Below are 14,483 nucleotides of genomic sequence, written 5' to 3'. Positions count from 1 at the left end.
CAAAAATTTTGACGGAATCCGGAATGCAGGGGTAAGCTATCATTCATACTAAGCTACATAACAGATATGAGGAGGAAATGAAATGGAAGACCAAGCAAAAAGCTTATCAGCAGTCATGCATAACCGTCATTCGGTACGCAAATATGACCCAGAATTCAAAATCCAAAGAAGTGAAATAGAGGAAATACTCACCGAAGCAGCCACCGCTCCTTCTTCCAGCAACCTGCAGCCCTGGAGATTCCTTGTCATTGAAGATCAGGAAGTTAAAAAAGAGCTGCGTGCCATTGCCAATAACCAAGAACAGGTCGAAACGGCATCAGCCATTATCGCGGTAATCGGAAATCTGGAAATGTATAAGGATGCAGAAAAGATTTACGGCATGAATGTAGAAGCAGGGTTTATGGATGAAGCCACCAAAAATCAGATTGTCGGCAATATCAGCAACGTCTATCCAAAAGCCCCCCGCGCGGAATTGAAAAGTGTCGCCGCCTTTGACGCCGGCCTTATATCCATGCAGCTGATGCTGATTGCCAAAGCCAGAGGCTATGATACGGTTACGATGGGCGGATTCGATAAAGCCAAGTTCACAGAACGCTTCGAATTGCCGGAGAACCAGACACCGTTCGTCCTGATTGCTCTTGGGAAAGCAGCATCCCCTTCATACAAAACGACAAGGCTGCCTCTTTCCGATATTACAACTTTCATCTAAGCCTTACACACAGAAGGACGCCGTAAAAGGCGTCCTTCTTTTTATCCTAATTTCTCCATGATCTGCTTGGCCGTCTTCTCTCCATTGGCGATGCAGTCCGGAATGCCTACTCCGTAATAGGAAGCTCCTGCCAGCAGGACCCCTGGATAGGATGCACCCAATTTCTCCTCGAGCGCCTTCACCAGCTGATGATGGGCAATGTGATAATTCGGCATATTCTCATGCCATTTAGTTACTTCGCTCACCACAGGCTCAGCCTGAATCCCCAGACTCTTTTCGATATCCATAAGAGCGGTCTTTGTCAGTTCCTCTTCAGACATCTTCTGCAGGGAGTCATACGACTCCAGTGTACTTTTATAAAAAAGTCTCACAAGCAGGCGGTTTTGCCTGGACGTATGCTCCCACTTCCGGCTTGTCCATGTACAGGCATTGCACAGCAGGCTGCTGCTGCCCGCTTTAATAAAGCCGGTTCCGTCAGCAGGCAGCTCTTCATCTGAAATGTCGAACCCAAGGTAAATGCTAATCAGCGAGCTATTCTTCAGCTGGCTGAAATCCTCCTGAAGCGCTTCATCCTCCAGCAGCTGCTGCGCTGTTTGATGCGGCGTGCTAAGTATGACGAAATCGGCCTTTACAGCCGGATACCCCATCAGCATCAGTTCATAGCCTTCCTCCGTTTTTTCCAGACTTTGGGCTTTGGCTCCTTTAATGATTTCCACATCTTCCAAAAGCTCCTCCAGCCGGTCAATGATCCGGCCCAAGCCTGTTTGAAACGAGAGAAACTTCTTATCTCCTTTGCTCAGATATTTCTCTTTGTTTGCATGCAAGCCGCGGAGAATGCTGCCATATTCATTTTTATAATCAAGCAAATATGGCAGGGTAGACGCAATCGTCAAATCATACAGGTTTCCGGAATACACACCGGACAGAACAGGGGCGATTTGCTTTTCAACCAGTTCTCTTCCAAGGAAAGCCTCAAGAAAACGGCCGATCGAATCATCCTTTGTAAAAGATGTGTTAGGCGTATACAGATCTTTCAGCGCTTCTACCTTTCCTTCCGCAGACACCAGTTCACTTTCAGCAAGCGATTGAATCGAGAGCGGAATGCCGAAAAGAGCTTCTGACGGAATTGGTTTCAGCTGTCCATCCGCATGAATATAAGACTTACCGGTCGTGTTATAGACGGCCTCATCTGAAAGACCGATTTCTTTAAGAAATGGAGCGACATTTGCCTTCCTGGAAACGATAGAATCTGCGCCGCCTTCAATGATAAACGGATCTTCATGAATTGTTTTAATTTTCCCGCCGAGCTGCTCATTCTGCTCTACTAAAACTAAACGGACGTCCAGGCCGTCCGCCTTCACTGCTTTTTGTAAATAATACATGGCCGTCAAGCCTGTTATGCCCCCGCCAATCACTGCCACTGTTTTCACATTAGTACACCTCTGTTTTCTTTTCCTCATTCATGATTAAAGTGTAACACAGGCGGTCTTTATTTTAAAAAACAACGCAACGCTGTCAACAGGTGTTCATATTTTCAGTCCTCACTGGATAAACGCAATTCCATTATATCCATCCAGCCGCTTCTTCCGTGCTTTTTCTTTCCAGTATAAACAAAGCCCGCTCTTTCATACAGCCTTCTGGCCGCTTCGTTCTTTTCATTAACGGCCAAGACAATCGCTTCTTTGTCCGGATAATGTTTCTTAGCCACTTCTGAAAGCAAGTCCATTGTCCTTCCGGCATATTTTCTTCCTTGCTGCTGGTAATCAATCAAGAATCCCCTCAGAAGGATTGCATCCGGATTTGCTGTATAGGGGCGAATTTCCACTCCGTCGTGGAGGACAAAAAATCCGACAGGCTGGCTGCCTGCTAAGATGACGAAAGGTCTCCGCCCCTTCTCCCTTTTTGCGAGCTCCAGGGACTCCTCAGGCAATGCGGTAAAGCGTTTCTGTTCCTCGGGTAAATAAAAGGTATGTAGGGCATGGAGGTACTGCTCTTGATATTCCGTAATCAGAATCGTTTCCGTTTTAGCATCGTGTTGATTCATAGCCTTCTTCTCCTTCTTTTGTGTTTCCTACTGTATTCCCTAAAACGGCCGCCAGTACCTGCATCCAGCAAAAAAAAGACAGGCGGTGCTCCTTCCTGTCTGCTTCACTCTGTTCACGCTTCTGTGAGCGGGTCTTCTCTTCCCTTTGAGACAAATACATCCAAATGTCCGGGCATTACTTGCGCTCTGAATGGAAGCGGCACGCCTTCATCTCCATCAATATTGACAGCAGACTCCTTTTCAGACTGAACATTCAGGAAGGAAGTTTTGATATATTCGACGGCGTCATGTTCCTTCAATTCTCCCCTGACCAATTTGAACAGAATTTGCATCACAAGAGGTACAGACAAATCTTTGATAATGAAGACGTGTAATGTACCGTCATTCACCTTTGCTTCCGGTGCCATTTTCTCAAACCCGCCTACAGAATTCGTCATCGCCGCAATCAGAAGGTAACTTTGCCCAATCCATCTTCCTTGATCGTGCTCCACCATCAGAGGAAAAGGCGTTTTATGAATCAGCGTTTTTGTGCCTTCAAATAGATAAGCAAGCGGGCCGAATCTCGATTTTTGTTCAGTACTGACTTTATAGGCAGCTTCAGCAATCTCTCCCACAGCCAGGACATTCATGAAAAATCGATCATTGATTTTGCCAAGATCGGAGCTTTTCACAAACTGCTGTTGCAAAATGCCAATGGCCTCTAGGGGGTCGAGCGGAATGCCAAGGGCACGTGCAAAGTCATTCACCGTCCCAAGAGGGATCACGCCGAAGGATGGCCGCCTGCGATATTCCGCAAGACCGTTCACTGCCTCATTTACCGTCCCGTCTCCTCCCATTGCAATCACAGCATCAAAAGCCTCCTGACAGGCACGCCCGGCAAATGCCGCAGCATCCCCTTCCTTTTCTGTCTGACACACAATCACTTGATCATACAGCTGCTGAAGCACACTCTCAGCATGCGGTCCCAATGCAGGAGCATGATCTTTTCCTGCTGTTGGATTTATAATCAGCATCGCTTTCTTCATGGCCATCCCTCCGATTAAATAGGATCTCATTCCCTTGCCCTTTTCCTTTTCCGGCACGTACTAAACCTGACTGTTAACAATTCTAATCGGGAAGTGTTTCTAAGCCTGAGTCTGGGAGAGGAACATACGCGGAAGACGGCTATCCTGAAGCAAAAATTTGCTCTCTTTTCTACTTAAAAAAGGATTACAAGAAGAGAGAGAGTAAAAAAATCGAAAAATTTTAAATTTTTCTGAAAATAACCTATACATTTTGGAAAACGGGGTATATACTGTATTATAACAACAAGTAATAAAAAATATCTGTACTATAAAAAGGAGGAGCGAACAATGCAAACAAATCAAATGATGGAAAGCATGTCAACTTTACCAGGAACACACTGTCCAGAGTGCGGCGAAGCGGTGGAACAGCAAGTTGAATCTTATTTAATGGAATGTGACCGCTGCCTCAGAAAGCGGGAGGAATAGCCTGTCCCGATCAGTAACTAAAGCCCCGGTACCGCTTAAGCGGTTAACTATACGAACTCATTAATTAATAGGAGGAATAAAGTATGCAAACTAAAAATCCAATGGAATTCTTCAGAACTCTGCCTGCCAAACAATGTGCCGAATGCGGACAGCATATGGAGGAACAAGCTGAATCTTATTCAATGGAATGTGAGCGCTGTCTTTCCAAAAGAGATGAATACTGAACAGAAGGTTCGGCAAACAAATAAACCCCAGGTTTGAATGAATTCAAACCTGGGGTTTTGCTTAGTATGTGGCCTGTATATGATCCTTGCGTGGAAAGCCGTTCAAATATTCATAAGCGAAGATCATGAATTCTATGGCTAAGCGGCTGTTGGCTTCCATAAAATTCGGTCCGAGCAGCCGTTCTAATTTTTCCAGCCGATGATACAGCGTCTGTCTTACAATGAATAGCTGTTTAGACGTCTCCTGTTTGGAGCCATTACAGGCAAGATACGTCTTTAAGGTCGGCATCAATTCCCCATTATATTTACGATCATGTTCTATAACAGGAGCAAGATACTCATAGACCATTTCATTTAGATTACTGTGTTTATCCAGAATGGAAAGCATGCGGTACATATGGAGATCCTGATAGAAACAGCTCAAGTTTTCTCCTTTCATCGTATGCTTCAGCTGCATCGTTTCCCGTGCAGTGGCATAGCTTTTATCCATATCAGCCAACCGTGTGACATACTTTCCAACAGCCACAGATAGGTTACTGATCCTGCTCCGTCCGGAAATATCCATCTTTTTGATTCGGTCTAAAGCGGCCGATATCCTTTCTTTCGTATCTCCGGCAGAACGCAGATTTCCAAGGATACACACCATTTGGTGCTGGACCGCAAAAGGATAAACCCGAAATCCATATTGTTCAAAGACGGTCCGAAACAAGATTTTAAAATAGGGGCCGTCCATTTTGGCTGTCTTCTGCACCCCCGGAGGCAGCTTACAAATAAGCACAGCTCCTCCAGTAAGCCGAATGGAGGGATCCATATAGGAAAGCCGCTCGATAATTTCCTCTTCTGAAAATTCCCCTTCTGTCCACCCTGTCAGCCACTTGCTTTCTTCGGTGATTTTTCTTTCTTCTATATATAAATCTCGCAAAAAATGCTGAGCCAATGCTGTTGCCGTTCGATCCATAATCAGATAGTCAAATTCAGTGAGGACTCTTTCAGAACTATAGATCATTAATTCCGCATAATCTTCTCCCAGTACCTGAATCCATTGTCTTGCATGGTGAGAGCCTTTCACCACGTTAAGCTTAAGGACGTCTTTTAAAATGGAATGCTCGGTGCAATCTTTAAGTTTAGGAATACTGACGATATCTGTTTCATTGAAAGAGAGGAAGACTTGAACATGTAAATAGCTGCTTAACAACTTTAAAATGGGTTCAAACTGTTCAATTTCGAGGAGCTTTTTGTTTAATTGCCTGGAGTAGTTTTCTAGGTTGGAGAGCAATTGATATTGCTTATTAATAATCAGTGAATGGATGTCCTGTGTGATTTCCACAAAAGGAACTTCCTGATGAAACAAGATGATAGGAAAGCCATATTCATTGGCCAGGTCTATGACTTTCTGGGGGATATTCGTTGTATAGGTACCCATTTCGAGGCATAAACCTGAGGCCTCGGAAGCCAGAAGCTGTTCAAAGAAGGAGAGGAATGCCTCCTCGGAGTCCTTCCAGCCAAGACCTGTTGTCAGAATCAGCTCGCGGCCATTCAAAAGATGGCTGATTTGGATAACTTCCGCACAATGAACCCACTTCACATACCGATGGACGCCAGCAGCCCCCGCTAGAACCTCAGCTTGATCGAAATATTTCCTTTTTAATATGTCTTCTACCGTGATAGATGTTTCCATAGCCCCACCACCTTTAATAGAGTTATCTTATCCCCTATTATATAGCTAGTCCCTACGATTCTCCACATCTATGTAACAAAATCTAACGTCATAATCCGGCAAATAAATACTTCATTCATCAAAAAAAGAGGGATTCCAAAAAGCAGAAAGCCTGTTGGATATCCCTCTTTTTCGAAGCTCTGCTTATCCAGCCGTCAAAGCTTTCCATCTCTACCCTCTTTTTAGAAAAAAGGCGGAAAAATACTTTCTGCCCTCAGGCGTCTTGATGTTCAGCTGTTTGACTTCCTGAACCGTCCCGTTCACCAGTTCAAAATCCAAAAAGGCTCCGCTCAGATTCTCTGAAACACTTGTGATTCGGTATCCCTGTTCAAGCAAAAATTCAATTTGCTCTCTTTCAATCAAATATTCCTGATGCTCTGTCATTCGCATTCCCCTTTCCCCTGAATTTTCATCAATTTTCAAGATGACAGGTCTGCTCTATCCTCAAACCGCTTCTGTATCAACATCTTTCTTATCTTTGATTTCCCAGTCCCTTCCGACTGTGATTCCAAGATATTTATCATCACTTGGATTCGTGATTTCCGCCTGCTCATACTTCTTGAACCACCAGTATTTCGCCAAGACATAATAGCATGCACAGCCTAAGACAAATCCTACGATAAACGAATAATTCGTGAAAAGATAAGAACCGACTCCGGCAATAAGCCAGGAAATCACTCCAGCCCAGTTCACGCCGCCCATATATTTATATTGGCCTTCGCTTTCATATAAATCAGGGACGTTCACGCGCCGCTTTCTCAATAAGTAATAATCCGAAATCAAGATGCCGACAATACCGGCCAGGATGCCTCCGACAACTAACAGTGCCGGAACAATTACTTCAAACAGGCTCCAAGGCTGGGATACAACCCCAATGATCCCCGCGACGGCCACTCCTACCCAAAACGGAACCTTCGGACCGCCGATATTGGAAAAGATGGTTGCGGCTGGAATCACATTGGCAGAAGTATTGGTCGACCATTGGGCCAGTACAATCATCAGCAGCAAGATACCAAGTGCAATGCCTTCCGCTGACCCTTGCAGGGCGACAACAGGATCATAATTGGAAACAGCCATATACGAGACCGCTCCGATGATCACCATGAATACCTGCGTAATCGGATACGTAATGACATTGCCGATGATCTGCCCCTTATTTCGCTTAAACCAATTCCGTTCATGTTTCGGTGCCTTAATATGCCTGGATAATGTCGGCATATCCGCAGCCAGGGTGCCCCAGAATCCCATATTGGCCATGATGACAACCATGAAGGCTGTAAAGGCAGCTCCGCCTGATGCCGGACTTTCAATCCATGTCCAAACTTCCCGTCCCTCGGCAATCGCCGCATCGGAAAGCCGAAAATACATCCACCCTGAAATCAGAATGATGATCGGCGCAGCTAAGTCAGCAAACCGTTCAATCGATTTGATTCCCAGTGCCGTATTAAGAAGCTGAAGGACCGCAAATACAATAAAACAAACGAACCAATTATCAAACCCAGCGGCCGTTGCCAAGATAGCATTCATCGCGGACGCTCCGAAATAGGTATTGAGCCCAAACCAGCAGGAAGCAACAAATCCTCTTACAATGGAGGGAAAATGAGTGCCGAGTGTCCCGAATGGAGCTCTTAAATAAACCGGAAAGGACAAGCCATGCTCCACCCCGATATCACCGGTCATCGTCATGAGGAGCCCCAAAACCACACAGGCAATTGCGGTGGCAAGCACCACCATCGGCAAGGATAATTGGACCACGCCATTCCCGCCGATCGCAAAGGCGGCCAGCACAACCGCCATTCCGACCCAGATAAAGCCGAACCCGGCTGCGCTTATGCTTCTTTGTCCAGATGGAATAGGCAGCAAATCGGGAGACTTTAAATAATCCTTCTTTTCTTCCATGTTTAAATCTCCCCTTTTATTTGTCCATTTTATGACCTTTCCGAAAGGATACTATCAGACGGTCAGCCCTGCTTCAGAGTCCGTTTTCAAATCTGTATTATACGCGGACCGCTTCAAAAACTTCCCTTTCCCTGCCTCCCCTACAAATTGTTTTTCACGGATGACGTAGCTTCCGCGCGATAACACAGTAATCGGTTCGCCTATCACCTTCATTCCTTCAAATGCACTGTAGTCTACCGCCATATGATGAGTTTCCGCAGAAATCGTCCGCTCTGCCGCCGGGTCGAAAATGACTAAATCTGCATCTGAACCCACAGCGATTGTCCCTTTTTTCGGGAACAATCCAAAAAGCTTGGCTGCCCTGGTAGACGTGATATCCACAAATTGATTAAGGCTGATCCGATCCTCCAGCACTCCTTCCGAGAACAGGATGCTCATGCGGTCTTCAATGATCGGGCCGCCGTTCGGGATCTTCGTGAAATCATCCCGCCCAAGCTCTTTCTGTCCCTTGAAGTCAAAAGAACATTGATCCGAACCAATCGTTTGCAGCTGTCCTGTTTTTAATGCGTTCCAAAGCACCTCTTTATGGCGCTCCTCCCGAAGAGGCGGCGACCAGACATATTTCGCTCCCTCGAAGTTCGGTTTTTCCATATAGGATTGATCCAGAACCAAATATTGCGGACAGGTTTCTCCCCATACTTCCACCCCTTTATTGCGGGCCTCTGTAATTTTCTCTACTGCATCTTCACAAGTGACATGGACGACATATAACTGCGAATTTGCCATTTCAGTCAGCTTGGCTGCGCGTCCCGTTGCTTCTCCTTCCAGCTCCGGAGGTCTCGTAAGTGCATGATAAATTGGATCTGTCTTTCCTTCCTTGAGTGCCTGCTCCGTTAAATACTCGATCACATCCCCGTTTTCCGCATGGACCATGACAAGGGCTCCCAGTTCTTTTGCTTTGAGCAGCGTCCGATACAGGGTCGCATCATCCGCCTGGAAAACATTTTTATAAGCCATAAATACTTTGAAAGAGGTAATCCCTTCGTTCTCGATGACAGATGGAAGCTCCGCCAGCACATCCTCATTGATTTCTCCAATCATCAAATGAAAGCTGTAATCGATCGCCGCTTTGTCTTTTGATTTTTCATGCCATGTACGGATGGCATTTTTCAGCGGTTCCCCCTTGTTCGTCAAACAGAAGTCAATAACGGTTGTCGTGCCTCCGTATGCAGCCGCAATCGTCCCTGTCTCAAAATCATCCTTAGTAACCGTTCCGCCGAAAGGCATATCAAGATGTGTATGCGGGTCAATGCCTCCAGGGAAAATATAGGCGCCATTCGCATCAATAACTTCTGCACCTTCTGCGTGCAGGTCTCTGCCGATGCTGGTAATGACTTCATTTTCTATCAAAATATCTGCTTCATACGTATCAGCTGCTGTCACAATGGTTCCGTTCTTAATAATTTTCTTCATCTTTTCACCCTCCATTATTTTACAAAATCGATATTTTCTCTTCCCATTAAGCCCAGCGCTGCCTGTCTTTCATTCCAGGTCATCGGCGGAAGGTCGCTTGGGATTTCAATCATGTCAATGGCTCCGTCCGCCGGACATACAATTGAACAAAGATTGCATCCTACGCAATCTTCCTCCCGAACCCGCAAGAAGGAATTGCCTGCCGTGTCCTTGAGCATATCAATACACTGATGGGACGTGTCTTCGCAGGCAATATGGCATTTATTGCAGTTAATGCACACTTCATTATTAATGCGGGCAACCACTTTATAATTTAGATCAAGATTGCCCCAGTCCGAATAGCGCGGTACGGATTTCCCGACAATATCCATAACTGAATCAATCCCTTTTTCATCCAAATAATTGGAAAGGCCGTCAATCATATCTTCTACAATCCTAAAACCATGGTGCATGGCCGCTGTGCAAACCTGAACACCTGTCGCTCCCATAAGCAGGAATTCAACTGCATCCTGCCAATTTGAAATTCCGCCGATACCGGAGATCGGCACATTGATATAATCCTTCCGGGCACATTCCGCCACCATATTCAGTGCAATCGGTTTTACCGCTGGCCCGCAGTATCCCCCGTGCGCCCCTTTTCCCCCTACATGAGGAATCGTATTCCAGGAATGAATATCGACGCCCGCCAGACTGTTGATTGTATTAATCATGCTGATAGCATCAGCCCCGCCCTGGACGGCTGCTTCTGCCGTGACGGTAATATCCGTAATGTTCGGAGTCAGTTTAACGATGACTGGTTTCGTCGCCGCCTCCTTCGCCCAATACGTTTGCTTTTCAACCAATTCTGGAACCTGGCCGGAAGCAGCTCCCATTCCGCGTTCAGCCATTCCATGCGGACAGCCGAAGTTTAATTCGTAGCCGTCCACTCCAACATCCTCAATCCGTTTAATGATTTCATGCCATTTTTCCTGTTGAGGTTCAACCATCACGGAAGCAATGATGGCATGGTTCGGAAATCGTTTCTTTGTTTCGTAGATTTCCTTCAAATTGACCTCTAAAGGGCGGTCAGTGATCAGCTCGATATTATTGAATCCAGCCACTCTCTGCCCATTGAAGTTCACAGCCGCAAAACGGGAGGAAACATTCAAGATTGGATCGCCCAGCGTCTTCCAGACAGCTCCTCCCCATCCTGCTTCAAAAGCCCGCTGCACCTGATAGCCCGAATTGGTAGGCGGAGCAGATGCCAGCCAAAAAGGATTTGGAGATTTGATACCTGCCAGATTAATCGATAAGTCAGCCATTTAAATTCCCCCTCTTCATCTCAGAATCTATGCGATTTCTTCTGTTTCTCCTATCAGCTTTTGGTCGATTTCATAAGCAGTCAGTTTCCCCTGCTGAGCTGCTGAAACCACCATCGCTTCTCCCTGGCCTTTACCGAACATGACATCACCGCAGGCATACACTTTTTCATTGGAAGTCTGATAGGATTCAGTGGCAAGCTTGACGACTCCTTCATCATGCTCAATACCAAACTGTTCAATCAGGTCCACGTACCGTGACTGGCCGATCGCGCGGATGACGGCATCCACCGGCATGACGAATTCGGATCCCTGAATCGGCACAGGGCGCCTCCTTCCGTCTTCCCCCGGCTCACTCAGCCGCATCTTAACGCATTCCATTCCGCTTACATTCCCTTCTTCATCAGCCAAAATGCGCACAGGGTTTGTAAGCCATTGAAAGCCGACTCCCTCTTGTTTCGCAAATTCATATTCAAAATCATAGGCCGTCATTTCAGCAGCCGTCCGGCGATAAACGATGTTTACCTGTTCGGCTCCAAGGCGCACAGAACAGGTCGCTGCATCAATCGCCGTATTTCCTGCTCCGATCACTGCGACACGCTTTCCGATGAATTGATCTGTCAGAGGCTTCGTTTTCGTCGCTTTGACAAAATCAATCGCATCAAACACTCCGTTCAGTTCCTCCCCTTCTATCCCAAGCTTCGGCACAGAAGACATGCCAATTGCCAGGACGACTGCATCGTATTCTTCCATTAACTCCGCCGTCGAAATATCGCTTCCCACTCTTGTATTCGTGCGAATTTCAACATCCAGGCCCTTGACCTGGTCCACTTCCCAGAATGAAACAGCCTGGGGCAGACGGAAAGATACAATTCCATATGTATTTAAACCGCCCGGCTTGTCCTCCGCTTCAAAAATGGTGACTGAATATCCAAGACGCGCCAGCTCCCTGGCTGAAGAAAGCCCCGCAGGACCGCTTCCGATCACAGCCACTTTTTTTCCGTTTTTCTTACCTGCTGAAAAGAGCACCTGTTTATTTTGCATTGCCCAATCAGTCGCATAACGCTGAAGATTGCCGATCATGATCGGCTTTGTGGAATGATTTAAAACACAGGCTCCTTCGCAGAGTTCCTCTGTCGGACAGACCCTTGAGCAGCTTGCGCCTACAGGATTCGCCATCATGATCGTCCTTGCGGAACCTTTTACATTTCCTGAAGCAATTTTTTTTATAAAGGATGGGATGTCAATCCCTGTGGGACATGCTTGAATGCATGGGGCATCATAACAATAGAGGCAGCGGTTCGACTCCTCCAGAGCTTCCCTCGCTGTTAGCGGCGGCTCGACCTCTTGAAAATTGCCGGCCAGATCTAATTCCGTGATATTTCCTGAGTACATCTGCATTTCCCCTTTCATTTAGAAAATTGTTCATGCCAAAAGGGACGGATCAATCATAACGTTCTTCTCCATTTCCGCTTGAAACTGAGCTGGGCAGCTTATCGACCGGTTCTCTCTTTTTTACCGCGCTTCTTATCCCAGACCCATTATTCTGAATATTCTTTAATTTTATAGGGATACCGATCGAGATACATTATACAAAGTGTAACAACCTGTCCATCGTTCTCTGTGCAAAGTGTAAGATTTATGTAATATCATCTGACATATTTCTTCTTACTTCCTCGAAGGATGTCAGATTTACGCTCAAAATCTTTGTTATGATTTTGGCTGAAAATATCTGCCTAAATCGAGTAGGAGGGGGTGATTAACCCCCGACCTCTCACACCACCGTACGTACCGTTCGGTATACGGCGGTTCCATTAAGTTTGACGCAGAAATTCATATCGATTATATAAACTTTTCAACCCTCGGTGACTCCAATACAAGTTATTGAGGGTTTTGTGTAAGATTGGACTACAGGCTATTCTCCAATATTTCTTTCTGGAGTTTCCCCATTCATATGCCTTTTGGTCAGGGACACCTAGACCTTTGAGTTTTCTTACTCTTGTCCTCGGTTTCTTCCATTGTTTCCATTCAAGCATACGGAGTCTCCGTCTAATCCACTCATCAAATTCTTTAAATTTACTTGGTGTATCAGCCAATGCAAAATATCCACACCATCCCGTTAGATATTGATTTAGTTTCTCGATTCTAACTTCCATAGGAATTTGTTTAGAACGGGAGGTTAACTCCCGTATTTTAGCCTTAAACCTTTTAATACTTTCATTGGCTATTCGAACCTTCGGTTTCTTATTGACCGTAAAGCTAAAGCCAAGAAACTTTCGTTTCCACGGGCGATCAACTGCTGACTTTTCTCTATTTACTTTGAGCTTTAATTTCTGCTCAATAAAGCATGTAATTGAGTTCATCACTCGTTCTCCAGCTTTCTTCGATTTCATGTAAATATTACAATCATCGGCGTAGCGGACAAACTTGTGACCTCTCCTTTCTAACTCTTTATCAAGTTTATCCAAAAGGATATTCGAAAGAAGGGGGCTCAGTGGACCTCCTTGTGGTGTTCCTTCTTCTGCATCATAGACTACACCATTCATCATAATTCCTGCTTGGAGATATTTCCGTATAAGTTTCAAGACCAGCCGGTCTTGGATTCTACTTGCTAATATCCCCATTAACTTATCATGATTGACTCTATCAAAGAATTTCTCCAAGTCCATGTCAATCACCCATCTATAACCTTCACTTATATATTCCCTTGCTTTACGAACCGCATCATGACCTCTTCTATTTGGTCTAAACCCATAACTATGTTCTGAGAAGGTTGGGTCAAGAAGTGGGGTTAGAACTTGGGCGATAGCCTGTTGAATGAACCGGTCTGTCACGGTAGGTATTCCTAGTAATCTTACTCCACCGTTCGGTTTCGGGATTTCGACTCGACGGACTGGGTTAGGTTGATAGGTACCTTCCCTTAATGAATCACAAAGAGTTTCCCAGTTCTCATAGAGATGTCTTCGTAGGGATTTTACGGACATTCCATCTATGCCGTGACTCCCTTTGTTCTTCTCCACACGTTTAAGTGCTTCTATTAAGTTTTCCCGTGACAGAATCAGATCCATTAACATGTGATATTTCCTTTCGACGTGAACGTAGAAATCTAATTATGTTATTCCTGCTCCACCCTCATGAAGTCCCCTGTGGAATTCACCACTTCCTCCTTCAAGTAAGTCCTTTCGGATTGTCTGCTTCTATACAGGAATTATATGCCTAGTTCTCGTTCTTCCTAATAGTTCAGTCCTTCCCATTCCATCTCGAGTTGGAATGGTACTATGACCTCGGCTGACTTCTGATTGTTCAGCTGTCCATCGCTGGATAGGTTACCAAGGGAACTTGGCGTTCCAATCAGACCTCCCCGGGTAAGAGTACAGTCTTTCCCTCCATCTATCTGCTTCATTTACTCTGTACCACCTTCGGCAGTAAGGACTTCGTTTTGTTGTGCAAACTCATCCAATGGTACCTAGCCTTATATGAAGTTCGTGTTCCTCAGACCGGAGGTTTGCCGCTCGCTTCCTTCAGATTCTGCGTCACCACAGACACCCTTGCGTTAAGCTAACCATTACTACTGCCTTCATGGTTCGGGACTCTCACCCTATAGACTGCACCCATGCCGGGCGCACACA

At 45.7% G+C, this 14,483-nt stretch carries 14 protein-coding genes; 3 read left to right on the top strand and 11 right to left on the bottom strand.

Going from position 1 to position 14,483, the window contains the following annotated elements:
- Positions 1–82 precede the first annotated feature (82 nt).
- The gene (locus tag BQ4305_RS04035; RefSeq protein ID WP_110926578.1) at positions 83–709 is read left to right on the top strand and encodes a nitroreductase family protein; all 627 of its coding nucleotides are present in this window, start codon (positions 83–85) and stop codon (positions 707–709) included.
- 41 nt (positions 710–750) lie between these two features.
- Here BQ4305_RS04035 and BQ4305_RS04030 read toward each other — a convergent pair whose 3' ends face one another.
- The 3 genes from BQ4305_RS04030 to BQ4305_RS04020 all read right to left on the bottom strand — a co-directional run bounded on the left by BQ4305_RS04030 (position 751) and on the right by BQ4305_RS04020 (position 3,778).
- The gene (locus BQ4305_RS04030) at positions 751–2,139 is read right to left on the bottom strand and encodes a protoporphyrinogen oxidase (RefSeq protein WP_110926577.1); all 1,389 of its coding nucleotides are present in this window, start codon (positions 2,137–2,139) and stop codon (positions 751–753) included.
- 104 nt (positions 2,140–2,243) lie between these two features.
- Complete coding sequence (locus BQ4305_RS04025; RefSeq protein WP_110926576.1) at positions 2,244–2,753, bottom strand: GNAT family N-acetyltransferase; 510 nt, start codon at positions 2,751–2,753, stop codon at positions 2,244–2,246.
- A gap of 113 nt (positions 2,754–2,866) precedes the next feature.
- The gene (locus BQ4305_RS04020) at positions 2,867–3,778 is read right to left on the bottom strand and encodes a diacylglycerol/lipid kinase family protein (protein WP_110926600.1); all 912 of its coding nucleotides are present in this window, start codon (positions 3,776–3,778) and stop codon (positions 2,867–2,869) included.
- Positions 3,779–4,105: 327 nt separating this feature from the next.
- On the opposite strand from BQ4305_RS04020, the gene yhfH (BQ4305_RS04015) reads away from it, so the two are divergent.
- A complete protein-coding gene (gene yhfH, locus BQ4305_RS04015) occupies positions 4,106–4,243 on the top strand; it encodes a protein YhfH (RefSeq protein ID WP_110926575.1) in 138 nt (45 codons plus the stop codon).
- Between the two features lie 83 nt (positions 4,244–4,326).
- A complete protein-coding gene (gene yhfH / locus BQ4305_RS04010; RefSeq protein WP_110926574.1) occupies positions 4,327–4,467 on the top strand; it encodes a protein YhfH in 141 nt (46 codons plus the stop codon).
- Positions 4,468–4,528: 61 nt separating this feature from the next.
- Here yhfH (BQ4305_RS04010) and BQ4305_RS04005 read toward each other — a convergent pair whose 3' ends face one another.
- The 8 genes from BQ4305_RS04005 to BQ4305_RS21270 form a co-directional block, all read right to left on the bottom strand.
- Positions 4,529–6,145: a PucR family transcriptional regulator gene (locus tag BQ4305_RS04005; RefSeq protein ID WP_110926573.1), complete on the bottom strand. Its 1,617-nt coding sequence runs from the start codon at positions 6,143–6,145 to the stop codon at positions 4,529–4,531.
- Between the two features lie 210 nt (positions 6,146–6,355).
- Entirely contained in the window at positions 6,356–6,568 is a 213-nt protein-coding gene (locus BQ4305_RS04000; protein ID WP_110926599.1) for a hypothetical protein, read from the bottom strand.
- A 60-nt stretch (positions 6,569–6,628) separates the two neighbouring features.
- On the bottom strand, positions 6,629–8,083 hold the full coding sequence (locus BQ4305_RS03995; protein WP_110926572.1) for an NCS1 family transporter: 1,455 nt from the start codon (positions 8,081–8,083) through the stop codon (positions 6,629–6,631).
- A 54-nt stretch (positions 8,084–8,137) separates the two neighbouring features.
- Positions 8,138–9,556, bottom strand: a complete 1,419-nt coding sequence (hydA, locus tag BQ4305_RS03990) for a dihydropyrimidinase (RefSeq protein ID WP_110926571.1) — start codon at positions 9,554–9,556, stop codon at positions 8,138–8,140.
- Between the two features lie 14 nt (positions 9,557–9,570).
- Positions 9,571–10,857: an NAD-dependent dihydropyrimidine dehydrogenase subunit PreA gene (gene preA, locus BQ4305_RS03985; protein WP_110926570.1), complete on the bottom strand. Its 1,287-nt coding sequence runs from the start codon at positions 10,855–10,857 to the stop codon at positions 9,571–9,573.
- Positions 10,858–10,884: 27 nt separating this feature from the next.
- Positions 10,885–12,249, bottom strand: a complete 1,365-nt coding sequence (locus tag BQ4305_RS03980; protein ID WP_234396867.1) for an NAD(P)-dependent oxidoreductase — start codon at positions 12,247–12,249, stop codon at positions 10,885–10,887.
- Positions 12,250–12,668: 419 nt separating this feature from the next.
- Complete coding sequence (gene ltrA / locus BQ4305_RS03975) at positions 12,669–13,928, bottom strand: group II intron reverse transcriptase/maturase (protein ID WP_110926134.1); 1,260 nt, start codon at positions 13,926–13,928, stop codon at positions 12,669–12,671.
- 158 nt (positions 13,929–14,086) lie between these two features.
- On the bottom strand, positions 14,087–14,257 hold the full coding sequence (locus BQ4305_RS21270; RefSeq protein WP_199880500.1) for a hypothetical protein: 171 nt from the start codon (positions 14,255–14,257) through the stop codon (positions 14,087–14,089).
- Positions 14,258–14,483 lie beyond the last annotated feature (226 nt).

The organism is Bacillus massiliglaciei, assembly GCF_900098925.1.
GTDB classification, from domain to species: Bacteria; Bacillota; Bacilli; order Bacillales; family DSM-1321; genus Peribacillus; species Peribacillus massiliglaciei.
The sequence above is the reverse complement of the archived record's forward strand: the minus strand, read 5'-3'. Positions and strand labels throughout refer to the sequence as shown.